General features: G+C 69.9%; 24 protein-coding genes. 13 read left to right on the plus strand and 11 right to left on the minus strand.

Translation table 11 applies throughout. The annotated features are described in order from the left end of the window. The first annotated feature begins 82 nt into the window (after window positions 1-82). The gene (gene fxsT, locus PH203_RS33080; protein WP_289924829.1) at window positions 83-2,974 is read left to right on the plus strand and encodes an FxSxx-COOH system tetratricopeptide repeat protein; all 2,892 of its coding nucleotides are present in this window, start codon (window positions 83-85) and stop codon (window positions 2,972-2,974) included. Here the strand turns inward: fxsT and PH203_RS33085 are convergent. Beyond that, the gene (locus PH203_RS33085; protein WP_289924831.1) at window positions 2,971-3,885 is read right to left on the minus strand and encodes a pyridoxal-phosphate dependent enzyme; all 915 of its coding nucleotides are present in this window, start codon (window positions 3,883-3,885) and stop codon (window positions 2,971-2,973) included. The two genes, fxsT and PH203_RS33085, sit on opposite strands and share 4 nt — an antisense overlap. A 10-nt stretch (window positions 3,886-3,895) precedes the next feature. Continuing rightward, window positions 3,896-4,486 carry an N-acetylmuramoyl-L-alanine amidase gene (locus PH203_RS33090; RefSeq protein ID WP_289924832.1) on the minus strand — a complete coding sequence of 197 codons (591 nt, stop codon included), beginning with the start codon at window positions 4,484-4,486 and terminating at the stop codon, window positions 3,896-3,898. 294 nt (window positions 4,487-4,780) lie between these two features. Between PH203_RS33090 and PH203_RS33095 the strand changes: the two genes are divergently transcribed. From PH203_RS33095 to PH203_RS33105, 3 genes are all read left to right on the plus strand, one after another. Further along, window positions 4,781-6,187 carry a family 2B encapsulin nanocompartment shell protein gene (locus PH203_RS33095; RefSeq protein WP_289924833.1) on the plus strand — a complete coding sequence of 469 codons (1,407 nt, stop codon included), beginning with the start codon at window positions 4,781-4,783 and terminating at the stop codon, window positions 6,185-6,187. A gap of 113 nt (window positions 6,188-6,300) precedes the next feature. After that, window positions 6,301-7,377, plus strand: coding sequence for a family 2 encapsulin nanocompartment cargo protein polyprenyl transferase (locus PH203_RS33100; RefSeq protein ID WP_289924834.1), 1,077 nt, complete (start codon window positions 6,301-6,303; stop codon window positions 7,375-7,377). 280 nt (window positions 7,378-7,657) lie between these two features. After that, a complete protein-coding gene (locus tag PH203_RS33105; RefSeq protein ID WP_289924835.1) occupies window positions 7,658-8,269 on the plus strand; it encodes a GNAT family N-acetyltransferase in 612 nt (203 codons plus the stop codon). Window positions 8,270-8,353: 84 nt separating this feature from the next. Here PH203_RS33105 and PH203_RS33110 read toward each other — a convergent pair whose 3' ends face one another. Continuing rightward, entirely contained in the window at window positions 8,354-8,944 is a 591-nt protein-coding gene (locus PH203_RS33110) for a TetR/AcrR family transcriptional regulator (protein WP_289924836.1), read from the minus strand. Between the two features lie 167 nt (window positions 8,945-9,111). Between PH203_RS33110 and PH203_RS33115 the strand changes: the two genes are divergently transcribed. From PH203_RS33115 to PH203_RS33135, 5 genes are all read left to right on the plus strand, one after another. Then, complete coding sequence (locus tag PH203_RS33115; protein ID WP_289924838.1) at window positions 9,112-9,696, plus strand: dihydrofolate reductase family protein; 585 nt, start codon at window positions 9,112-9,114, stop codon at window positions 9,694-9,696. 26 nt (window positions 9,697-9,722) lie between these two features. Beyond that, entirely contained in the window at window positions 9,723-9,932 is a 210-nt protein-coding gene (locus PH203_RS33120) for a hypothetical protein (RefSeq protein ID WP_289924839.1), read from the plus strand. A 115-nt stretch (window positions 9,933-10,047) separates the two neighbouring features. Further along, entirely contained in the window at window positions 10,048-10,467 is a 420-nt protein-coding gene (locus tag PH203_RS33125; RefSeq protein WP_289924840.1) for a YciI family protein, read from the plus strand. A 5-nt stretch (window positions 10,468-10,472) separates the two neighbouring features. Then, window positions 10,473-11,678 carry a sigma-70 family RNA polymerase sigma factor gene (locus tag PH203_RS33130; RefSeq protein ID WP_289924841.1) on the plus strand — a complete coding sequence of 402 codons (1,206 nt, stop codon included), beginning with the start codon at window positions 10,473-10,475 and terminating at the stop codon, window positions 11,676-11,678. Window positions 11,679-11,687: 9 nt separating this feature from the next. Beyond that, window positions 11,688-12,014 (plus strand): DUF952 domain-containing protein, encoded by a 327-nt coding sequence (locus PH203_RS33135; protein WP_289924843.1) that lies wholly within the window; start codon window positions 11,688-11,690, stop codon window positions 12,012-12,014. Here the strand turns inward: PH203_RS33135 and PH203_RS33140 are convergent. From PH203_RS33140 to PH203_RS33150, 3 genes are read right to left on the minus strand one after another with little or no spacing between them, the layout of a single operon-like run. Further along, window positions 11,963-12,751 (minus strand): VOC family protein, encoded by a 789-nt coding sequence (locus PH203_RS33140; RefSeq protein ID WP_289924844.1) that lies wholly within the window; start codon window positions 12,749-12,751, stop codon window positions 11,963-11,965. The genes PH203_RS33135 and PH203_RS33140 overlap by 52 nt on opposite strands. Before the next feature lie 15 nt (window positions 12,752-12,766). Then, on the minus strand, window positions 12,767-13,177 hold the full coding sequence (locus tag PH203_RS33145; RefSeq protein ID WP_289924845.1) for a VOC family protein: 411 nt from the start codon (window positions 13,175-13,177) through the stop codon (window positions 12,767-12,769). 27 nt (window positions 13,178-13,204) lie between these two features. Next, window positions 13,205-13,597 (minus strand): helix-turn-helix transcriptional regulator, encoded by a 393-nt coding sequence (locus PH203_RS33150; RefSeq protein ID WP_289924847.1) that lies wholly within the window; start codon window positions 13,595-13,597, stop codon window positions 13,205-13,207. Window positions 13,598-13,687: 90 nt separating this feature from the next. Here PH203_RS33150 and PH203_RS33155 point away from each other — a divergent pair, with 90 nt between their 5' ends. Further along, window positions 13,688-14,842 carry an inorganic phosphate transporter gene (locus PH203_RS33155; RefSeq protein ID WP_289924848.1) on the plus strand — a complete coding sequence of 385 codons (1,155 nt, stop codon included), beginning with the start codon at window positions 13,688-13,690 and terminating at the stop codon, window positions 14,840-14,842. A gap of 22 nt (window positions 14,843-14,864) precedes the next feature. Next, window positions 14,865-15,098: a hypothetical protein gene (locus PH203_RS33160; protein WP_289924849.1), complete on the plus strand. Its 234-nt coding sequence runs from the start codon at window positions 14,865-14,867 to the stop codon at window positions 15,096-15,098. Window positions 15,099-15,153: 55 nt separating this feature from the next. Here PH203_RS33160 and PH203_RS33165 read toward each other — a convergent pair whose 3' ends face one another. Both PH203_RS33165 and sodN read right to left on the minus strand, forming a co-directional pair. Next, window positions 15,154-17,403, minus strand: coding sequence for an N-acetylmuramoyl-L-alanine amidase (locus PH203_RS33165; protein WP_289924850.1), 2,250 nt, complete (start codon window positions 17,401-17,403; stop codon window positions 15,154-15,156). A gap of 182 nt (window positions 17,404-17,585) precedes the next feature. Then, on the minus strand, window positions 17,586-17,981 hold the full coding sequence (sodN, locus tag PH203_RS33170; RefSeq protein ID WP_020136639.1) for a superoxide dismutase, Ni: 396 nt from the start codon (window positions 17,979-17,981) through the stop codon (window positions 17,586-17,588). 145 nt (window positions 17,982-18,126) lie between these two features. On the opposite strand from sodN, the gene sodX reads away from it, so the two are divergent. After that, the gene (gene sodX, locus PH203_RS33175) at window positions 18,127-18,561 is read left to right on the plus strand and encodes a nickel-type superoxide dismutase maturation protease (RefSeq protein ID WP_289924948.1); all 435 of its coding nucleotides are present in this window, start codon (window positions 18,127-18,129) and stop codon (window positions 18,559-18,561) included. Here the strand turns inward: sodX and PH203_RS33180 are convergent. After that, a complete protein-coding gene (locus PH203_RS33180; protein WP_289924858.1) occupies window positions 18,465-19,094 on the minus strand; it encodes a CGNR zinc finger domain-containing protein in 630 nt (209 codons plus the stop codon). The two genes, sodX and PH203_RS33180, sit on opposite strands and share 97 nt — an antisense overlap. A gap of 103 nt (window positions 19,095-19,197) precedes the next feature. On the opposite strand from PH203_RS33180, the gene PH203_RS33185 reads away from it, so the two are divergent. Beyond that, window positions 19,198-19,956: a class I SAM-dependent methyltransferase gene (locus PH203_RS33185; protein WP_289924860.1), complete on the plus strand. Its 759-nt coding sequence runs from the start codon at window positions 19,198-19,200 to the stop codon at window positions 19,954-19,956. Window positions 19,957-20,017: 61 nt separating this feature from the next. On the opposite strand, the gene PH203_RS33190 is transcribed toward PH203_RS33185, so the two are convergent. Together PH203_RS33190 and PH203_RS33195 are read right to left on the minus strand one after the other, a co-directional pair. Further along, entirely contained in the window at window positions 20,018-20,779 is a 762-nt protein-coding gene (locus tag PH203_RS33190; RefSeq protein WP_289924862.1) for an amino acid ABC transporter ATP-binding protein, read from the minus strand. Then, window positions 20,776-21,741, minus strand: coding sequence for an amino acid ABC transporter permease (locus PH203_RS33195; RefSeq protein ID WP_289924865.1), 966 nt, complete (start codon window positions 21,739-21,741; stop codon window positions 20,776-20,778). The genes PH203_RS33190 and PH203_RS33195 overlap by 4 nt, the downstream gene beginning before the upstream one ends. Window positions 21,742-21,753: the final 12 nt, after the last annotated feature.

The following is a 21,753-nucleotide window of genomic DNA, read 5'->3' on the forward strand; positions in this document are numbered from 1 at the left end:
CCCCGCTTTACGTCCCCGCGCGGTCGTCTGACGGGGGATCATAGGAGGGACGCGATCGGTTCGGGGTGACTCGGGGGGCGGGGTGGCCGACACCTACTTCATCAGTTACGCGGGTGTGGACCGCCCCTGGGCGGAGTGGGTCGCCTGGCACCTCGAACGGGGTGGCGACCGGACGATCCTCGACGTGTGGGACTGGCGTACCGGTGACAACTTCGTGCACCGCATGGACGAGGCCCTGGAGCAGGCCGACGCCGTCGTCGCCCTCTTCTCCAAGGCGTACTTCGAGGACGAGCGGTGGACGGGCGAGGAGTGGACCAACGCCGTCGCCCGCCGGGACCGGCTCATCCCGCTCGCCGTGGAGCCACTGACCAAAGCCGACGTACGGCCCCTGCTGACCGCGCGGATCCGCAAGGACCTGCACGGGCTGGAGGAACCGGCCGCGGTGGCGGCACTGCGGGAGGCGGTGAACGGCGGGAGGCGACCGACGGAGGCGCCGCCGCTGCCGGGCGACGAGACATCCGTGGCGGACGAGACTTCCGTCGCGGAGGAGACGCCGACCGCGGACAGACCGCGGCTGCCCGGGAGCACCGGCCGCCCGGAGGTGTGGAACGTACGCCGCCGCAACCCCGACTTCTCCGGGCGCGAGGCCCAGATCGCCGACCTCCGGGACGGATTGCTCGGGGGCGAGCACTCGGTCGTGTACGCGCTCCACGGGATGGGCGGCATCGGCAAGACACAGCTCGCCGTGGAGTACGCGCACCGGTTCGCGGGACAGTACGACCTGGTGTGGTGGGTCGACGCGGAGCAGGGCGACCAGGTGCCGGTGCACTACGGGGAACTCGCGGACCGGCTGGGCGTCGCCGCGGCGGAGGCCGGGGCCGAGCACAACGCCCGGGCACTGCTGCGGCACCTGAGCGGCCGGTCGCGCTGGCTGATCATCCTCGACAACGCGGAGAACCCCGAGCAGATCGAGCCGTGGCTGCCCGAGGGGCCGGGACACGTCCTGATCACCTCACGCAACCCCAACTGGCGCCGCCTTGCCCGCCCGACCCCCCTCGATGTCTTCACGCGGGCGGACTCGCTCGCCTATCTGCAGGGCCGGATCCCGGGCCTCGGCGGGGAAGCGGCCGGGACACTGGCCGAGGAACTGGGCGACCTCCCGCTGGCGCTGGCCCAGGCGGCCGGTGTCGTCGAGAACGGCATGACCGTCGACCGGTACCGCAGACTGCTGGACGAGAGCACCGGACGGATCCTGCGCGAGGGAAAGGTGCCGGACTATCCGGCACCGCTGGGCGCGGCCGTCGGTATCGCCGTCGAGGGGCTCGGCGACGAACACCCCGATGCCGTCGCCCTGCTCCGGCTCGCCGCGTTCCTGGGACCCGAGCCGATCCCCACGGAGTGGCTGGAGAGCGCCGGCGCCCGGCTGTCCACCGTCCCGGGTGTGGACGACCCGATGTGGACGACGACCGCGCTCGAACCGCTGCGCCGCTTCAGCCTCGCCCGCATCGACGGTGAGACCTTCCAGGTCCACCGCCTGACCCAGGCCGTCCTGCGCGACCAGGTCGACCCGGCACAGACGAAGGCGATCCATGACGACGCGACGACCGTCCTGGCCGCCGTTGCTCCTGGCAGCCCCAACTCCCCGGTCAACTGGCCCGCTTGGGCGAGCCTGGCCTCACACCTGGTCTCGCAGCACATCGATGCCTTTCACCGCACCGAACTGCGCGCGAAGCTCCTGGACGCGGTGGACTTCCTGATCCGCAGCGCGCAGTCACGTGCGGCGGCCGAACTCGCCACCACGCTGCGCGAGGCCTGGACGGAGGAGTCGGGACCCGACGACCCCGACGTGCTGACCTGTCTGCAGTACCAGGGCCACGCGACGTCGGACCTGGGGGACTTCCGGGGCGCCCGGCTGATCATCGAGGACGCGCTGACCCGGCGCAGGCGCACACTCGGGGACGATCACCCCCACACGCTGCGGTCCGCGAACGACCTCGGGACGATTCTCAGCAAACTTGGCGACACGCAGGCGTCCTGCCGCATACATGAAGACACGCTCGCGCGCTACCGCCGAGTTCTGGGGGAGGACCACCACGACACCCTCCGGTCCGCCACCAACACGGCCTCCGCATGGCATGCTCTCGGAGACGTCGCCGAGGCGCGACGTATGCACGAGGACACGCTCGCCCGTCGCCGTCGGCTCCTGGGTGAGGACCACCCCGACACCGTGCAGTCCGCCCACAGTCTCGCCAGCGCTTTGTTTTACCTCGGCGAGTACGGGGAGGCGCGTCGGATGTGCGAGGAGACCCTGGGCCGTGGCCGAGCCATTCTGGGTGAGGATCACCCGGACACGCTCGCTTTGGCCAGCGACCTTGCCTCCACCCTGTACACGCTGGGTGAGTTCGAGAGGTCTCGTCGTTTGGACGAGGACAACCTGGTTCGTCGGCGTCGTGTTCTCGGTGACGACCACCCCGACACACTCAACTCGGTGAACAACCTCGCCCACACTCTGTACACGCTGGGTGAGTTCGAGGGCTCTCGTCGTTTGGACGAGGACAACCTGGTTCGTCGGCGTCGTGTTCTCGGTGACGACCACCCCGACACACTCAACTCCGCCCACAACCTCTCCGCCTCCTTGCTCTCGATGGGCGAGTACAGGGAGGGCCGTCGGTTGAGCGAGGAAGCGCTCCACCTCAGGCGCCGGGTCCTCGGGGACGACCACCGGAACACCTTGAGCACAGCTCATGTCGTCGCCAACGCTCTGCACCACCTGCGCGACCACACGGGCGCCGCCCACCTGCTCGAAGACGTGCTGTCCCGCCAGCGCCGCACCCTCGGCGACGACCACCCCGACACACAACGCACCAAGCGCTCCCTCGCGGAGACGTACACCGCGATGGGAATGAAGCACAAGGCGCAGAAACTCCTCGCCAAGAAGCAGCCCAAACGCCGCTTCGGCCGGAAGAGCCGCTAGTCACCGTCGAAGGGAGCCCCGGTGATCACGGCGGCCGCCGTGGTCCCCGGCAGGAACGCGTCCTCCTCGGCCAGCGCGACAAGTCCATACAGCAACTTGGCGACATAGAGACGTTCGACCGCCACCCCGTGCCGCTCCTCGAAGTCCCCGGCGAAGGCGTCCAGTTCGGGTGACGTCCGCGCGTACCCCCCGAAGTGGAACCGCTCGTCCAGCGACCACTCACCACAGCGGCCCCCGAACGCGTCCTTCTGCAGCGCCTCTATGTCGCCTGCCAGGAAGCCCCCCTTGAGCACCGGTATCCCCAACGCCCGCTGCCCGGTCCCCAGTCCGGCCGTCAGCCCGGCGAACGTCCCGCCCGTGCCGCACGCCACCGCGACCACATCGGCTCGCCCCCGCAACTCCTCGCCGAGCGCCCGGCACCCTCGTACCGCCAGCGCGTTGCTGCCGCCCTCGGGGACCACGTACGCGTCCGAAGCGCCCGTCATGCGGAGGATCTCCTCCAGCACGGGCGGCTCTGCCTTGCGGCGGTAGGTCGGCCGGTCGATGAAACACAGCCGCATGCCATCCGCCGCGCAGCGTGCCAGGGAGGGGTTCAACGGGCGGTCGGCGAGTTCGTCACCGCGGACCACGCCGATCGTCGGGAGGCCCAGGAGGCGGCCCGCGGCGGCCGTCGCGCGGAGGTGGTTGGAGTAGGCGCCGCCGAAGGTGAGGAGCGTGCGGCCGGCCGCGGCGGTGAGGTTGGGGGCGAGCTTGCGCCACTTGTTGCCGATGAGGTCCGGGTGGATCAGGTCGTCGCGTTTGAGGAGGAGGCGGACGCCCCGGCGCGTGAAGCGGTCGTCCTCGATCTCCTGCAGCGGCGACGGGAGCCGGGGGTGCAGGGCGGTGAGATCGGGGACTCCGGGGCTGGGCACCGCTCCATTGTCACTTGAGGCGGTCCCGGACGCGCTTGCGCATCGACGCCATCGTGAAGCCCCGCGGGTCCACCTTCCCCGGCTGCCACTCCAGGTGGCCGATGACCGAGCGCTCCGTCCAGCCGTGGCGGCGGCAGATCGCGGCGGCGACCTTCTCGATCGCGTCCAGCTGGGCGTCCGGCCAGGGGTCCTTGCCGTCGCCGAGGTTCTCGCACTCGAAGCCGTAGAAGTGGCGGTTGCCGTCGGTGTTCTTCTCGTTGTCCGGCGGGAGGGCCTTCTCGGCGATCACCGCACGCAGTACGTCGTCGTCGCCGAGGCCCGCGTGGTTGGCGCGGCCGTAGCCGACGAGGTGGACGCGGCCGTCCTTGGTGATGACGCCGTGGCAGAGCGGGCCGGGGAGGTTTTCGTAGCCGTCGCGGCAGAGGTCGACGGTGCGCCGACTGCCCTTGGTCACGGTGTGGTGGATCATCACGCCGTGCACCGGGCCCCAGGGGCCCTTGTGGTTGCGGTTGTGATGTCTCCAGTCGCCGACCTCGACGACGGTCACGCCCTCGTCCCGCAGGGCGTCCAGAAACGTGCTCGCGGACATGGGTGGGGCCATGCCGCCTCCTTCGCGTGCGCGACGACCACCCCTCGCGGTCACCTCGTACCGCTGCTTGTACCGGAGGCGGACGGCGGGAACCACCTGGTTCGTACGGTGTGCGAGCCGTTTCGGACACGGGGCCGGGAATGGTGTGCCGGGCGTCCGGGATCTCGGTCATTTCCCCGTAATCGAAGATCCATTCCAACTCTTTCGTGTAATAGCACCGCCACCCTCCGTGATGGAAGGCTGGTCCGCAGATCGATGCCGCGACGCAGACCGGCGCCGGGGCATGACCGGGAGGGCAATTCTCATATGTCGGTAGGCGAAGAGGTCCGCACCGAGCAGGGCCGGCCGCAGCAGAGTCTCGGCACGGCGGCCGCGCGGAACCTGGCCACCACCACCAAGTCCGCACCCCAGATGCAGGAGATCAGCTCCCGCTGGTTGCTGCGCATGCTGCCCTGGGTGAATGTTCAAGGCGGTACGTACCGCGTGAACCGGCGGCTGACCTACGCCGTGGGGGACGGACGGGTCACTTTTGTGAAGACGGGCGACCGGGTCGAGGTCATTCCGGAGGAGCTCGGTGAACTGCCCGCGCTGCGGTCGTACGAGGACGAGGACGTGCTCACCGAACTCTCCCGGCGCTGTGAGCAGCGCGAGTTCGCCGCGGGCGATGTGATCGCCGAGTTCGGCAGCCGGGCCGACGAGGTCTTCCTGCTGGCACACGGCCGGGTGGAGAAGATCGGCACCGGCCCGTACGGCGACGACGCGGTCCTCGAGACGCTCGCCGACGGCGCCTACTTCGGCGAACAGGCGCTGCTCGACCCCGAGTCCATCTGGGAGTTCACCGCACGCGCGGTCACCGCCTGCACGGTGCTGGTCCTGCCGAGGAACGCCGTGGAGCAGGTCGCCGAGCGCACCGAATCCCTGCGCGACCACCTCCAGGAGCTGCGCTCGATCCCGGAGCAGAGCACCAACAAGTACGGCGAGAAGGCGATCGACCTCGCGGCCGGCCACACCGGCGAGCCGGACATCCCGCACACCTTCGTCGACTACGAGGCCCGGCCGCGCGAGTACGAACTGAGCGTCGCCCAGACCGTGCTGCGCATCCACTCGCGCGTGGCCGACCTCTACAACCAGCCGATGAACCAGACCGAGCAGCAACTCCGGCTGACGGTCGAGGCGTTGAAGGAGCGCCAGGAGCACGAGCTCATCAACAACCGCGAGTTCGGACTGCTCAGCAACTGCGAGTACGACCAGCGCATCCAGCCGCACGACGGCGTGCCCAGCCCCGACGACCTGGACGAACTGCTCAGCAGGCGGCGCGGCACCAAGTTCCTGCTCGCCCATCCGCGGGCCATCTCCGCGATCGGGCGTGAGTTCAACAAGCGCGGACTGGTCCCCGAGACCATCGACGTGGGCGGCAACCGCATCCCCACCTGGCGCGGGATCCCGATCTACCCGTGCAACAAGATCCCGGTCACCGAGGCCCGTACGACCTCGATCATCGCGATGCGTACCGGCGAGGCCGAGCAGGGGGTCATCGGTCTCCAGCAGGCCGGCATCCCGGACGAGATCGAGCCGAGCCTGTCGGTGCGCTTCATGGGCATCAACGAGCAGGCGATCATCAAGTACCTGGTGACGGCGTACTACTCGGCGGCGGTCCTGGTGCCGGACGCGCTCGGTGTGCTGGAGAACGTCGAGATCGGTCGCTGGAGGTGACGTTTCTGCAGCTGGGGACCGTGTCCCCGCCCGCAAGGGCGGGTACATCCCGGTCGTATCCGCCCAGCCGCAGCGGAGCCGCCACCCTCCGCGGACTCACGGAGGGGAACCCCATGGCCGAGCTCATGACAGAGGCGACACAGCAGACCGCCGGGGCGGCTCCGATCGACGGGCACGAGGCGACGGTGATCCTGGAGCGGGCCCGGGCGTCGGTCGACCCCGTGCTCCGGGCGGCGATCGACTCGCTGCCCGGGTCCATGCGCCGGATCGCGCTCTACCACTTCGGCTGGGAGCACGCCGACGGCACACCGGCGGCGGGCAACGCGGGCAAGGCCATACGCCCCGCGCTCGTCCTGACCGCGGCCGCCGCCCTGGGGGGAGCGGAGGCGCGGACGGCGGCGGTGCGGGCGGCCGCGGCGGTGGAGCTCGTCCACAACTTCACGCTCCTGCACGACGACGTGATGGACCGCGACACCACCCGACGGCACCGGCCCACCGCGTGGACGGTGTTCGGCGACAGCGACGCGATCCTCGCCGGGGACGCGCTCCAGGCGCTGGCCCTCGGGCTGCTCGCCGAGGATCCGCATCCCGCGGCCGGGCGGGCCGCCGCCCGGGTCGCGGCCTGTGTCGTCGAGCTCTGCGAGGGACAGCACACGGACACCGCGATGGAGAAGCAGAGCCCCGACGAGGTCACTCTCGACGAGGTGCTCGCCATGGCCGAGGCCAAGACGGGCGCGCTGCTCGGGTGCGCGTGTGCGCTGGGTGCGCTGTACGCGGGTGTGTCGGAGGACGACGTCGAGGCGATGGACGCGTTCGGCCGGGAGGCCGGGCTCGCCTTCCAGCTCATCGACGACGTGATCGGCATATGGGGCGACCCACGGCACACCGGCAAACCGGCCGGGGCCGACCTCGCCGTCCGCAAGAAGTCCCTGCCGGTGGTCGCGGCGCTGGCCTCCGGCACCCCGGCGGCACAGGAGTTGGCGGCGCTGTACGCGGCTCCTTACGCACCAGAGGACCTGGACCGTACGGCGCTCGCCGTCGAGCGGGCCGGCGGGCGGGACTGGGCGCAGGCCGAGGCGGCCGACCGGATGGCCCGTGCGATGCGGGAGCTGTTCCGCGCGGTGCCCGAGCCCGAGGCGGCGGGAGGACTGCTGGCGCTGGCGGAGTTCGTGACGCGGCGGAGTGGTTGAGCGCTGGGACATCAGAAGGCCGTACTGCTTCATGGACGGTTCTGCTCCATGGGCACGGTCGACCCGGACCCCGGGACCCCCTGGGCCGTGCGGCTCCTGACTCCGCACGGCCCGGGGGTTCCGGCCAGGCGGGTCCCGCACATCCCCACGGCGTGCGGGGCCCGCCTTCGTTTTTCGATTTCGCCTTCTTTTGCATCGACCCCGCTTCTTGGTCCGCGGCCGCCCGGATACCCTCAACGTCCGTATGATCAAGGCAAGTTGACGCGAGGGGCGGCGGAGCATGGGCGTGGCGATCCGGACGGCGGGCGAAAGTGATCGCGAGCTGGTCGTCGGGCTGTTGGACGCGGCGTTCCAGGACGACCCGGTCAGCCGCTGGGTGTTCCCGGGGGACGAGTACCGCCGTACGACCCACCACCGCCTCATGGCCGCGTTCACCGACATCGTGCTGGACGAGGGGCGTATCGACGTCACCGAGGACGGGACGGCGTGCGCGCTGTGGCTGCCGATGCCCGAGGGCGACGGGCATGGCGCGGACGGCGAGGAGGGCGGCGACAGTTATGCCGAGCTGCGGGAGGTCGTCGACCCGGAGAACGAGCGCGTGGAGTTGATCGGGCGGCTCACCGGGGAGATCCATCCCACGGACCGTGCCCACGAGTACCTCTGGATGATCGGCGTGGTCCCGGGCCGCCAGGGTGAGGGGTTGGGCACCGCCCTCATCACCTCGGTCCTAGACCGGTGTGACCGTGAGGGGCTGTCGGCCTATCTGGAAGCGAGCAGTGCGCGCAGTCGTGGCCTGTACGAACGCCTCGGGTTCGTTGCCGCGGGTCCTGTCCTGGAACTTCCGGACGGTCCTCGGATGTGGCCGATGTGGCGCGAGCCGCGGGGGATGTAGCTCGCGCCCGGGGACACCCCCAGACGGGCTGCGATTGCCTGGACCGGAGCTGAAGGGCCCCGCACCTCGGGGATGGAGACGGCACTACCCCTCCGGCACCACCGTCCCCACCACCCGCTCCACCAGCCCCTCCGGCACCCCGACCCCCGGCAGCACCCCCTCCAGCACCCCCGGCAGAGTCAGGTGCTCCAGGATCAGGCCGAGTATCGCCAGGTACAGCACCACGACCGTCTCGTCACCGCCCGGCAGCCCCGCCTCCCTGTGGAAGTCCATGCCGTACTCCAGGTCTCCGCGGACCGACTTGGTGAAGGAGGCGCGGAGTTCGGGGCGGCGGGTGGCCTCCAGGCGCATTTCCAGGAGGGCGAGATAGCCGGTGCGGTCGGTGGTCGCCCGGGTCATGAGGTCGTGCATGAAGGCCGTGACCAGGGCTCGGTCCTTCGGTCTCGTCATCAGTTCGGCGAGCTTCGACGGGTCGGGTGCCAGGCGGACGTGCAGACGGGCGTCGATCTGGCGGAGCAGGTCGTCGCGCCCGGTGAAGTAGTTGGACGCGGTCCCGACGGGCACCCCGGCCTCCGCGTCCACCGCGCGGAACGTCAGCCCCCGCGCCCCCTCCCTCGCGAGCACCTCGACCCCGGCGTCGACCAGCGCCGCGCGCCGCTCCGGATTGACCGCCATACGGAATCCCCTCTCCTACTTGCATCCGGTCCCGAGAATAGGCTTGCAACCACTACAAGTGAAGCACTACAACTGAAGCACTACGAGCGGAGTGGTTAAAGCGGCAGGGATTCACCCGCCGACGCAACACCCGCCGAAGCAACACCCACCGACGAAAAGAGACCGGCTTGCGAAAGCTCACCTACTTCATCGCCTGCTCCATCGACGGCTTCATCGGGGACGAGAGCGGCGACGCGGCGTTCATGTACCCCTTCGTCGACGAGGAGTTCTTCGCGTTCCTCAAGGCGGAGTACCCGGAGACCATGGCCGCCCACGGCCGCCGCGCCCTCGGGATCCACGACCTGGAGAACAAGAGGTTCGACACCGTCATCCAGGGCCGCGGCAGCTACGACGTGGGGCTGAAGGAGGGCCACACCAGCCCGTACGGCCATCTCCGCGAGTACGTCGCCTCCCGCACCCTCACCGAGTCACCCGATCCGAACGTCGAGATCATCGGCGACGACCTGGTCGGCAAGGTCCGCGAACTCAAGGCCGAGGACGGCGCGTTGGGGATCTACCTGTGCGGTGGCTCCAAGATCGCGGGTGAACTGTGCGACGAGATCGACGAACTCGTCATCAAGACCTACCCGGTCGTCATCGGCACCGGCATGCCGATGTTCGGATCCGGCTTCTCGATCACCGAGTTCGAGCTCGACGACGTCCGGGTCTTCAAGAACGGCGTATTCGTCCGCACGTACAGCAGGAAGCGCTGACGCGCCTGCCGCCCTACTCTGAAGGCATGGACAGCGAAGAACACAACTGTCCCGTGTGTGGGCAGTCCGTCGAGACGGTCGTCAAGCGTCACAAGACGCTGGGTGCATGGGTCCCGCTCTGGGTCGCCGGACCCTGCCGGAACCCGGAGTGCGAGGCCTACGTCGAGGAGGGCACCGGGCCGGAGGACGAGCGGGCCAGGAAGACCGGCAGGAAGTCCGCCGCGAAGAAGTCCTGAAAAAGATCCTGAACCCCAAAAAAGATTCTGAACCCTGTCGAGAACCCGGGCCCGGCTCCGACGTCCCCTGTGAGAGCCGCCCGTCAGGGGCGGCCGGAGACGAAGGAGCTCAGTCATGAAGTACCTGGTCATGGTGCAGGGAACCCAGGCCGACTACGAGGCCATGCGGGGCAAGACCTCCGAGCACTCCCCGGCCTCGTGGAACGAGCAGGACATCCAGACGATGTTCGACTGGATGGGAGCGATCAACAACGACCTGGCCGAGAGCGGCGAACTGGTCGACGTCCAGGGCCTCGCCGAGCCCGCGCAGGCCCGGCACGTCAGCCTCGACGCCGACGGCAAGGCCGTGATCACCGACGGCCCGTACAGCGAGACCAAGGAGCTGCTGGCCGGCTACTGGGTCCTGGACTGCGCGAGCCTGGAGCGGGTCACGGAGATCGCCGAACGCGTCGCCCGCTGCCCGCAGCCCGCGGGCGCCCCCGACCACCCCGTGGTGATCCGCCCCATCCCCGACGGCGTCGGAGACCTCCTCTGAGCCCCGTGCGACGGACGACCCCGACCGAGGACCTGCTGCGCCTGCACGCGCCGCAGGTCCTCGGCGCGCTGGTCAGACGGTACGGCCACTTCGGCACCGCCGAGGACGCCGTACAGGAGGCGCTGCTCGCCGCGGCCGGGCAGTGGTCCGAGACCGGGGTCCCGGACAATCCGCGCGGCTGGCTGATCAAGGTGGCCTCGCGGAGGCTGGTGGACGCGTTGCGGGCGGAGGACGCGCGGCGGGTCCGGGAGGAACGGGCGGCGGCGCTCGACGTGCGCCTGGCACCCGGCGAGGACCGGGCGCCCCGCGAGGACGACACCCTCTCCCTGCTCTTCCTGTGCTGCCACCCCGATCTACCGCCGCCCGCGCAGATCGCTCTCACCCTCCGCGCGGTCGGCGGTCTGACGACGGCCGAGATCGCCCGCGCGTACCTGGTGCCCGAGGCGACCATGGCCCAGCGGATCAGCCGCGCCAAGAAGAAGATCAAAGGCGTGCGCTTCGGGCGGCCCGACAACTGGGCGGCACGGCTGCCGGCCGTCCTCCACACGCTCTACCTGATCTTCAACGAGGGCTACACGGCCACCAGCGGCCCGCTGCTCCAACGCCGCGACCTCGCCGGTGAGGCGATCCGGCTGACCCGTACCGTCCACCGCCTCCTCCCCGACACCGGCGAGGTCACCGGCCTGCTCGCCCTGATGCTGCTCACCGACGCCCGCCGGGACGCCCGTACCGGCCCGCACGGCGACCTCGTCCCCCTCGACGAGCAGGACCGCGACCGCTGGGACAAGGCCGCGATCGAGGAGGGTGTCGCCCTCGTCGTCCGCGCCCTGAGCAGCGGCCCGGCGGGCCCGTACCAGCTGCGCGCCGCCATCGCCGCCGTGCACGACGAGGCACCCTCCGCCGAGGCCACCGACTGGCGGGAGATCCTCGGCCTCTACGACCTCCTCGTCCGGCTCGTCCCCGGACCGGTCGAACGCCTCAACCGCGCGGTCGCCGTCGCCATGGTCCACGGCCCGGAGGCGGGCCTCGCCGAAGTGGACGCCCTGGAGGGCGAACTGGGGCACCGCCGGGACGCCGTACGCGGTCATCTGCTGGAGCGGGCCGGGGCGAACGACGAGGCCCGCGCCGCCTACGAGTCGGCCGCCGCACAGACCCTGAGCCTGCCCGAGCAGCGCTATCTGCACGGGCGCGCGGCACGGCTCAGGGCTTAACGTGACCTCATGTCCACGCCGATCCTGCACATCACCGAACGCTCCCTCTGGGAAGAGGCCCGCACCCGCGGCACATACGAACGCTCGACCCGCGGCAGGACCCTCCAGCAGGAGGGCTTCATCCACTGCTCCACCCGCGCCCAGCTCCCCAAGGTCGCTGACTTCCTCTACGGCTCCTACGACGGTCCCGACCAGCTGGTGGTCCTGGTCATCGACCCGGCGCTGCTCGGCGTACCGCTGAAGTACGAGGCTCCCGAGCCCGGTGCGGAGGAGTTCCCGCACATCTACGGGCCGATTCCGGTGGAGGCCGTGGTCGCGGTGGAACCCTGGGCGTGACGTGCCGGCAGGCCGCCCGTCTCCGGGTCCCTGCCGGTCAGGCAGTACGTGCCGCCGGCCGGGTCCCGCATCACCGTCCAGCGGGCGCCGCGGGAGACCGTCTCCGCGCCCAGCGCCTCGTGCCGTACCCGGCTCGCCTCGATGTCGGCGCAGGCCAGGTCGAGATGGGCCGAGGCGGGCCGTTCCTCGCCGAGTCGCTGCAGGAGGATGCGGACCGGTAGACCGGGCGGCGGTACGACGCGGTGGAACTCGGGGAACGAGGTGGAACCGGACTCCCAGTCGGGCAACAGGGCCGTCCAGAAGGCGACTTCGGCGTCGTGGGCCGACGGTGCGAGGTCGATGCAGACCTGGTCGAGGCGGGAGCCGTGGACGACGGGCGGGCGGACCGACTCGTCGTACCAGGGGACCGCGCAGAACAGCTGCCCGGCGGGGGAGCGCAGTACGGCCAACGTCCCCTCGTCCGCGACCACTTGAGCCCCCAGCCGCACCGCCGTCCCCGCGAACTCCCGTACGTCGTCCACCGCGAAGTCGAGATGCGCCCCGCCCGGCCCCGAGGTCACGCCCTGGATCTTCACGCAGGCGTCGGCCCCGCCGGACGGCAGGAGCGTCGCGAACTCCTTGTGTGCGCCACGGAGTTCGGAGAGCCGGGTCTCCGTGACGGCCGTCCAGAACTCACCCGCCCGTTCGAACTGTCCGGCGGGGCGGTCGATGAAGGCGTACGTCCAGCGGATGCTCATGCCGGGGATCGTAGGTCAGGGCGCCTGCATGAACCGCAGCATATTTCCGGCGGGGTCCCGGAAGGCGCAGTCGCGCACCCCGTACGGCATGTCCGTCGGCTCCTGGAGCACATCGGCGCCGGACTCCTGGACGCGGGCGAACAGGGCGTCGACGTCCCCGGTGGTGAAGTTGACCCCGCGCAGCACGCCCTTGGCGAGGAGCTGCTCCATCGCCTCGCGGTCGGCGGGGGAGAGGTCGGGGTTGGCCGCGGGCGGCTCCAGGACGATCGAGACGTCAGGCTGCAGCGGTGACCCGACGGTCGTCCACCGCATCCCCTCGTACTTGACGTCGTTGCGGATCTCCAGGCCCAGGACGTCGCAGTAGAAGGCGATCGCCTTGTCATGGTCGTCGACGGCGATGAAACAGGTGTGGAGTTTCAGGTCCATGGGACCAAGCTAAGGTCAAAACCGCCGTCACGTCCGTCGCGGACGCGTGTACGCCCGCACCACGCACGGCGGGATCTCCGCGCTCTCCTCGTGCGACCGGGCCCGGTACGAACTGGGTGTCTCGCCCACCAGCTCGGTGAACCGGGAGCTGAAGGAGCCCAGCGACGTACAGCCGACCTCCATGCAGACCTCGGTCACGGTGAGGTCGCCGCGGCGCAGCAGCATCTTCGCGCGCTCCACACGGCGGGTCATGAGATAGCCGTACGGGGTCTCGCCGTACGCCTCCTTGAAGCTGCGCTGGAAGTGGCCCGGGGACATCAGGGCGGTGCGCGCGAGGGCCGTCACGTCGAGCGGCTCGGTGTACTCGCGGTCCATGCGGTCACGTGCCTTGCGCAGCCTCACCAGATCCTCACGATTCACGCCGTCAGCATCGCACGGAGGCCGGCATTCCTGGTAAGGGCTTTGCCTCACGTTCGCATGGATGTGGCGTGCGCTTGTTTGCATTGCGGAATGGACCACATCACGTTCCTCGTGGCGGTCGTCATCGTCACGGCCCTCGCGTTCGACTTCACGAACGGTTTCCACGACACGGCGAATGCGATGGCCACATCCATCGCCACCGGTGCGCTGAAACCCCCAACCGCCGTGCTGATCAGCGGAGTTCTCAATGTAGTCGGCGCCTTCCTGTCCACGGAGGTCGCGAAGACCATCTCCGGCGGGATCGTGGACGATCGCCTGGTCACCCCGGGGATGATCTTCGCGGGGCTGGTGGGGGCGATCCTGTGGAATTTGCTCACGTGGCTGGTGGGGCTGCCGTCGAGCTCCTCGCACGCGCTCTTCGGCGGGCTGATCGGGGCGGTGTGGGTGGGCGCGGGCTCGTCCGGGGTGAACTTCGACAAGGTCGCGGAGAAGGTGCTGATCCCGGCCGTGGCCTCGCCGCTGGTGGCCGGCATCGCCGCCCTGATCGCCACCTACTTCGCCTACAAGCTCACCGCCCGCGCCCGCAAGGACTCGGTGACGAAGGGCTTCCGGCTCGGCCAGATCGCCTCCGCGTCCCTCGTCTCCCTCGCGCACGGCACCAACGACGCCCAGAAGACCATGGGCGTCATCACCCTGACCCTGATCTCGGCGGGCGCGCTCGGCCATGACGCGGGTCCGCCGGTGTGGGTGATCGCGGCCGCGGGGCTCGCCATCGGCCTCGGTACCTATCTCGGCGGCTGGCGGATCATCCGCACGATGGGCAAGGGCCTGACCGAGATCCGGTCACCGCAGGGCTTCGCCGCGGAGACCGCCTCCACGACGGTCATCCTGACCTCCGCGCACCTCGGCTTCGCCCTGTCCACCACACAGGTCGCCTCCGGCTCCATCCTCGGCGCGGGCCTCGGCCGACGCCTCGCCGAGGTCCGCTGGGGCATCGCGGGCCGCATGGTGCTCGCCTGGCTGATCACGCTGCCGGCCGCGGCACTGGTCGGCGGGGTGTCCGCGAGCGCGGTCAAGCACGGCGGCGACTTCGGCACGGCCGTCGTGGCGCTGGTGGGAGCAGCCGTCGCCGCGGGCATCGTCCTCGTCTCGCGCCGCAACCCCGTCGGCGCCCACAACGTCAACGACACCCACGAAGTCGCCGTACGCCCCACCCGGCCGACCGAGGTCGGCACGGCCGCCTGAGCCCTACTGAGGAGCAAACGTCATGAGTCTCGACTGGACCGCACTCGGCCAGGTCGCCGCGGTGAGCCTCGGTGTCACCGTCGCCGTGGTCGTCGTCTTCGCCCTCGGTGTGCTGGGCCTGGCCCGCTTCGAGGGCGCCCGCGAGGAGGGCGGCGGCACGTCGGCCCTCGGCGTCACACAGGCGGGGCTGTGCTTTCTCGCGTGCGCGGGCGTGGTGGCGTACGGGATCTATCTGATCGTGCCCCAGTTCCACTGAGTCCCCGGGGCACGATCAGCGACCGCTACTTCAGGCACACCTGCTTGAGGCACACCTACTTGAGGTACACCAGGCCGTCCGTCGTCACCGTCGGGCGGCCGCTCGTGCCCACGACCACGATCTTCACCGTGTGCTTGGCACTGCTCGACCAGGTCTTCGTCCAGATCGCGTTGCGGTACGCGGTCGTCGTCGACTTCAGGTCGACCGTGGCGACCTTCGTGCCGTCCACGTACACGTACGCCTGCCCCGAGGTCGAGGCCCGCGAGACCACCCAGGCCGCGGAGCGACCCGTGAACGTCCAGCTCAGCGAGGCGTTCTTGGTCTTGCTGGTGTACGACTTCCCGCCGAGGTAGTTCGTCGAGGACTTGGCCGTCCAGGTGCCCGACCTGGTCGCCGAGGTCTCCTGGAGGATCACCGGGGTGCCGCTGACGGACGCGGTGGCGGTGTTGCCCGCCACGTCGTACGCCTGCATCGACCAGGTCGTCGCCGTACCGGACTTGGCGGTGTGGGAGGCGCTGGTCGTCGTAGGACCGTAGGTCTTGGCGACCGGGGCGGTCAGCCTGACCTCCTTCAGCGCGGCCGTGTCCGTGGCCTTCCACTTCAGGGTCAGCGGGACGGCCGTGGTGTTCACCGTGCCGGTGCGCAGGGCGAGGTTCGGCTTGGTGGAGAAGACGGGCGCGGTGGTCTCCGCGACGACCGTGGCCGTCGGGGTCGTCGCCGTCTTCCCGGACTGGTGGACGGCCCGGACCGCGACCTTGTGGCTGCCGGCCACGAGGGTCGCCTTGCCGGAGGTGGCGGTGCCCGCGGCGGTGGCGGCGACCTTGTCGTCGACCAGGATCTCGTACTTGGAGACGAACGCGGACGGGCTGGTGACCGACCAGTTCAGGGTGGCGGAGGCCTTGGTGTACGTCGTCGTGCCGACCGTTCCGGTGCCGGTCACCGACTTCAGGGTGACGCCCGTGACCGGGCCCGCGGCCCAGGTGCGGATGGTGGGCAGCTGGGCGTAGAGGGTGTCGCCGGGGCACTCGGTGTTGTAGCCGTCGCGGTGGCCGATGATCGTCGGGAAGGTCAGCTGGGCGCCCTGCGTCCAGGTCTTGCCCGCGTAGTTGCCGCCGGCCGCGCCCGCCGTCAGCGTGGTCGTGCCGTTCGGGTCGACGCCGTACTGGCCCAGCTTCCAGGCCGCGAGGCGGGCCACCGAGGCCGTCGCGGCCGTGGACGGGGCCGTGGTCCGGTAGTCGCCGAGCACGGAGATGCCGGTGGTCTGGGTGTTGAAGCCGTAGGTGTGCGCGCCGAGGACGGGCTGGTCGATGCCGCCCTTGCGGCCCTCGTAGATCGTGCCGCACTTGTCGACGAGGAAGTTGTAGCCGATGTCTTTCCAGCCCTCGGACTTCACGTGGTACGTGTAGATGCCGCGGACCAGGGCCAGGGCCTCCTCGCACGTGTAGTCGTTCGAGTTGACGGTGTGGTGGACCGTCACGGCCTTGATCTTCCCGCCCGGCAGATAGGACGGCGCCTCCGGGCTGATCGACTCGTCGGCGTTCCAGCCGGCCCGCGAGGTGATCGGCGGCTGCGGCACGCTGGACGCCGGCGCGGAGGGCGCGGTCGGGGTGGCCGAGGCGGACGCCGTCGGTGACGTGGACGTGCTCGGCGCGGTGGTCGTCGGCGTCTGGGTCGGGCTCGGGGACGCGCTGGGCGCGCCGGTGGCCGAGGGCGCGCCGGTCGACGGTGTGGCCGTGACCTCCGTGCCGGTCTCCGTCGGAGAGGCGCTGGGCGCCTCGGTGGCGGCGTCCAGTGCGAAGGCGGCCGGTTCCAGGTCCGTCACCGTGCCGGAGCCCGGGTCGACCATGTCGAGACGCAGACCCTTCGGCAGCTTCGCCGAGGTCTTGCCGTCCACCCGGACCTCGACGCCGTCGGACGCCCCGACCCAGGCCGGTTCGGTCCCGGCGCGGGTGGCGCCCTGCTCGCCCTCGCCGCCGTCGCCGTCCAGCGTCAGCCACTTCGACCAGGTGCCGGTCTCGGCGTCCCGGGTACGGGCCTCGATCGTGGCGTTCACGCGCGCGGACGGGTCGGACCAGGTGACGCCCAGCAGACTGAAGGGCGCGGTGTCCCGCTTGCCGAGCTCGGCCGAGGTGCCGTCGGCGGCCACGGTCAGCTGGGCCGTGCGGGTGCTGGTCTTGACGGGCCGTGACTTCCCGTCGTCCGCGGTGCTGTCACCGGCCGGTCCGCCGGTCACGCCCTGGACGACCAGAGCCCCGGTCACCGCGATGGCCGTCAACGCGGCCGCCCCCCACCAACGACGTCTCATCTCGACGCGCACACCTTTCGCAACAGTTCCCCCATGGGCATCACAGATGTGATGACTAGGGAAAGGTATGCGGAAAGTAATCGACCGAAAGTCCGTCAATCCGGAAGAACACGCTCGATACACGCAACGGCGGCGCAGTGATATGCATCACTGCGCCGCCGTGCGACGAGACAGGGCAAGGCTCAGGCCTTCTTCGTCTCCCAGAAGATCTTGTCGATCTGCGCGATGTAGTCCAGCGCCTTCTGGCCGGTGGCCGGGTCGGTGGACGCCTTGGCGGCCGAGAGGGCCTTCAGGGTGTCGTTGACCAGCTGGTGCAGCTCCGGGTACTTCTCGAAGTGCGGGGGCTTGAAGTAGTCGCTCCAGAGCACCGAGACGTGGTGCTTGGCAAGCTCGGCGCGCTGCTCCTTGATGACCGTGGCACGCGCCTGGAAGTGCGGGTCGTCGTTGGCGGCCATCTTTTCCTGTACGGCCTTCACCGACTCCGCCTCGATGCGGGCCTGGGCCGGGTCGTACACACCGCAGGGCAGGTCGCAGTGTGCGCTGACCTTGACCTTGGGGGCAAACAGGCGGGAAAGCATGGAGCATTCCTTCCTCGTGATCGTCTTCTCAGGTGGGACATTACTCCCTGCGGGACGGGTTTTCGCGGGTGCCCCCATGGGCTTAGGACAAAAGTCCGGGGTGAGACTGAGACTGGTGGACGAACGTACCGGGGAGGTGCCGGGGATGCCGGAGCTGTCGCAGGAGACCGAACACAGGGGGGCGCTCCTGCCGTTCGGGCTGGCCGAGGTGACCGGGCCGTCGATGGTGCCCACGCTGTACCACGGGGATCAGCTCGTCGTGCAGTACGGCGCGCGGGTCCGGCCGGGTGACGTGGTAGTGCTGCGCCATCCCTTCCAGCAGGACCTGTTGGTCGTCAAACGCGCGGCGGAGCGCCGTGAGGGCGGCTGGTGGGTGCTCGGGGACAACCCCGACGCCGGCGGCGACAGCACCGACTACGGGGTGGTCCCGGAGGACCTGGTGCTGGGCAGGGCGCGCTTCCGGTACCGGCCGCGCGCGGCGGCTCAGCGCTCGCCGTTCGCCGTCGCGCGCTGGGCGCTGTCCTGCGCCAGGCCGCTCTTCTCCGACCGGTCGGCCTCCAGGCGTTTGCGGGCGCGGTAGGCGGCCACGTTGGCGCGGGTCGCGCAGCGGTCCGAGCAGTAGCGCCGGGAGCGGTTCGTGGACGTGTCCAGGTAGGCGTTGCGGCAGGGCGCGGCCTCGCACAGGCCGAGGCGGTCCACGCCGTACTCGGTGAGGTGGAAGGCCAGGCCCATCGCCGCGATGGCCGCGTAGCCGGCGGTGGCATTGGACGGGTGGTCCGCGAGGTGCATGTGCCACAGCGGGCGGCCGTCGTCGTCCCGGTAGTCGTGCCCGGAGATCTGCGGGCTGACCGGGAACTCCAGGAGGAGCGAGTTCAGCAGGTTCACCGCGAGGGTCTCGTCGCCGCCGTCCGCGGCCTCGAAGACCGCTCGCAGGCGGGCGCGGACCGAGCGGAAGCGGCTGACGTCGGCCTCGGTGGTGCGCCGGGCGGCGTCCTGGCTGGGGCCGAACAGGTCGCGAACGGCCTCGACCGAGGTGAGCGAGTCCTTGCCCCGGGCCGGGTCCTCGGTGTTGACGAGGCGCACGGCGTAGTCCGAGTAATAGGCCAGTTCCACTTGTAGTCCTTACGGAGACGTTCTAATGTCCGTCGTGCGGTCGGTTGGTAACGGTCGATCGTGCTTCCAGGGTATTACGCAAGCGTCTGAAGAGGGGGCTCCCATGACCACGAGTACCGGAACCGACTGGCAGGCCTGGCAGGAGAGCTGGGACCGGCAGCAGGAGTGGTACATGCCCGACCGCGAGGAACGCTTCCGGATCATGCTCGACATGGTGGACGCCCTCGTCGGGCCCCGCCCCCGGGTACTGGATCTCGCGTGCGGCACGGGAAGTATCACGGCCCGGCTGTTCGCGCGGTTCCCGGAGGCCGTCAGCACCGGCGTCGACCTCGACCCGGCGCTCCTCGCCATCGCCGAGGGCACCTTCGCGGACGACGACCGGGCCACCTTCGTGACGGCCGACCTCAAGGACCCGGACTGGCCCGCGAAACTGCCGTACGACTCCTACGACGCCGTCCTGACCGCCACGGCCCTGCACTGGCTGCACAGCGAACCCCTCGCGGCCCTCTACGGTCAGGTCGCGGGTCTGGTCCGCGACGGCGGTGTCTTCATGAACGCGGACCACATGATCGACGAGGCGACGCCGAGGATCAACGCGGCGGAGCGGGCCCAGCGCCACGCCCGCATGGATCAGGCCAAGCGCGACGGCGCCCTCGACTGGGCCGAGTGGTGGCAGGTCGCCGCCAAGGACCCCGTCCTCGCCGAGCCGACGGCCCGCCGCTTCGAGATCTACGGCGAACACGCCGACGGCGACATGCCCTCCGCGGCCTGGCACGCGCGCGTCCTGCGCGAGAAGGGGTTCGGGGAGGCGCGGCCGGTGTGGTGCTCGCCCTCGGACACGCTGGTGCTCGCGGTCAAGTGACGGCATGACGAAGGGGCGGTACGGGAAGCCCGTACCGCCCCTTTTGCCGTTGTACGACGGACTACAGGACCTTCGACAGGAACGCCTGCGTCCGCTCGTGCTGCGGGTTCGTCAGGACGTCGCGCGGGTTGCCGGACTCGACCACCACACCGCCGTCCATGAAGACCAGGCTGTCGCCGACCTCGCGGGCGAAGCCCATCTCATGGGTGACGACGACCATCGTCATGCCGGACTCGGCGAGGTCGCGCATGACGTCGAGGACGTCACCGACCAGCTCCGGGTCGAGGGCCGAGGTGGGCTCGTCGAAGAGCATCAGCTTCGGGTCCATGGCGAGGGCCCGGGCGATGGCGACGCGCTGCTGCTGGCCACCGGAGAGCTGCGAGGGGTAGTTCTTCGCCTTGTCGGCGAGACCCACGCGCTCCAGCAGCTCGCCCGCCCGCTCCCTGGCCTGGGCCTTGCTCGTGCCCTTGACCTGGACCGGCGCCTCCATGACGTTCTCGAGGGCCGTCATGTGCGGGAACAGGTTGAACCGCTGGAACACCATGCCGATGTCCCGGCGCTGAAGGGCGACCTCGCTGTCCTTGAGCTCGTACAGCTTGTCGCCCTTCTGGCGGTAGCCGACCAGCTCGCCGTCGACGTACAGCCGGCCGGCGTTGATCTTCTCCAGGTGGTTGATGCACCGCAGGAAGGTCGACTTGCCGGAGCCGGAGGGGCCGATGAGGCAGAACACCTCGCCCTGCTTGACCTCCAGGTCGATGCCCTTGAGGACTTCCACGGGGCCGAAGGACTTGTGCACGCCCTCGGACTTCACCATCGCGGTCATGCCCCAGCACCCCTTTCGCGGCCCAGAGAGAGCATGTTGGCCTTGACCTTCTGCCAGGGTGTCGGCGGCAGCTGGCGGAGCGAGCCGCGGGCGTAACGGCGTTCCAGGTAGTACTGGAACACGCTGAACACACTGGTCATGACCAGGTACCAGATGCATGCCACGAAGAGCAGCTCCATCACGGCGTACGACGTGGAGCCGATCGTCGACGTGGCGCGCAGCAGCTCGTTGTACGTCACCGCGTACACCAGCGACGAGGTCTTCAGCATGTTGATGAACTCGTTGCCGGTCGGCGGCACGATCACCCGCATCGCCTGCGGGATCACGATGCGGCGCAGCGTCTTGGCGTGGCTCATGCCGAGCGCGTGCGAGGCCTCGGTCTGGCCCTCGTCGACGGCCATGAGACCGGCGCGGCAGATCTCCGCCATGTACGCCGCCTCGTTCAGGCCCAGACCCAGCAGGGCGGCCATGAACGGCGTCATGACGTCCACCATCTCGTCCTTGTAGATCGGACCGAGATTCAGCGTCGGGAAGATCAGCGCCAGGTTGAACCACAGCAGGAGCTGGACGTAGACCGGCGTACCGCGGAAGAACCAGATGTAGACCCAGGCCACCCAGCTCGTCACCGGGTTCTTCGAGAGGCGCATCACGGCCAGCACGACACCCAGGACCACACCCATGATCATCGCGAGGACGCTGATCAGCAGGGTGCGGCCGGCGCCCGCGAGGACCGTGGAGTCGAAGACGGTGTCACCGACCGCGCTCCACTGGATCTTGTCGGCCGTGGCGAACGCGTTGACCAGCAGGGCCAACAGGGCCAGGACCACGACGGCGCTGACGTAGCGGCCGTAGTGGCGGACCGGGATGGCCTTGATGGCCTCCGGCGGAACGGAGGCCTCCTTGGTGACCGTGGAGGCCGGCGGAGTCGCGTCCGCCGGCTCCTTGTCGAACTTGTCAGTCACAGTGACTGCCCT

The sequence above is a fragment of the Streptomyces sp. S.PB5 genome (assembly GCF_030403745.1).
In the GTDB taxonomy this organism is placed as follows: Bacteria; Actinomycetota; Actinomycetes; order Streptomycetales; family Streptomycetaceae; genus Streptomyces.